Source organism: Peribacillus sp. CSMR9 (assembly GCF_033141925.1).
GTDB lineage: Bacteria > Bacillota > Bacilli > Bacillales > DSM-1321 > Peribacillus > Peribacillus simplex_A.
Map to the genome: position 1 here is coordinate 1 of NZ_JAOPHO010000208.1, position 971 is coordinate 971.

General features: G+C 39.9%; 1 protein-coding gene. It reads right to left on the reverse strand.

Going from position 1 to position 971, the window contains the following annotated elements; translation table 11 throughout:
* Positions 1-97: 97 nt before the first annotated feature.
* A complete protein-coding gene (locus tag N9I19_RS24930) occupies positions 98-748 on the reverse strand; it encodes a hypothetical protein (RefSeq protein ID WP_317779361.1) in 651 nt (216 codons plus the stop codon).
* Positions 749-971 lie beyond the last annotated feature (223 nt).

Sequence of the window (971 nt, forward strand, 5' to 3'; positions counted from 1 at the left end):
GTTTGACAATCTTACCCGTAAGAAATTCTATAAACGATAAATTAAGCCGTTTTAAGCAACAAAAAAGGGACCGTAACGGTCCTTTTTCTTTTCAAATCTATTCAATGAACCGTCCACCTGGCATCATAACCTGTTTATATATACACAGTGACGTATAGAAATGTTCTCTGATATTATGTTCTACTGCTCCCTCTTTCACCAATTCCCCAATGTAGGCAGGAACGTTCGTAAAGAACTGGACAGTCTCTTCATCATCATAAGTAGGTAAACCCTCATATGGCCCCTGGAGAATCGAATAAGTTACAATCGCATTTAACGGAATGAAATGTTTCTCACTGTATTCCATCATCTTTTTTTTTAACGATTCATTCACCTGAACCATTATTTTTTTGGGTTCTATATCCTTATCATCTTCTGGATCACCATATTTATCGAAATGGTTGGAAACTATATAGCCAATCAAAACGTTCTTTTTCTGGTCGTAATCCTCGGCTAAGTTATTCACTTTTTCCATCAACGTTTCATTAACTGTCAAAACGAAGTGTTTACGTTCCAATGTAATACGATTTTCAATATCTGCAATTTCGGATAGTGATGGAGGATTTTTCAAGAGTTTCGTCAATTCGAAAAGAATGACTCCGGCTAATGAAATTCCTAAATTTTTAGCAGCGTTTTCGATTTTTTGTCTCGCTATGGTGGACAGTCGAATGCTCAATTTAATTGTGGTTCCTCTATTTATCTTTGGCATACTGTTCCTCCTGATTTCATCCGTTAACCTCATATTAGATTAAACTCTATGCACGGGCAAGAGCAAAACCCAAGTGCAGACCGGGCAAAGCCCAGGTCAAACGATGCCCCCTCCTGAGTCCCGAAACGCTTGCGTTTTGGGGACTCCCTGGAGGTGGCAGAGATAAACCCCCTAGGTAGGGGGGGAAAAGCCTTGCTCCGCAAGGGCTGTAATTCCTAGATGT

What these genes read in the sequence shown, in the direction of transcription:
- N9I19_RS24930 (WP_317779361.1), bottom strand. Translation starts at nt 748, where the DNA reads ATGCCAAAGATAAATAGAGGAACCACAATTAAATTGAGCATTCGACTG.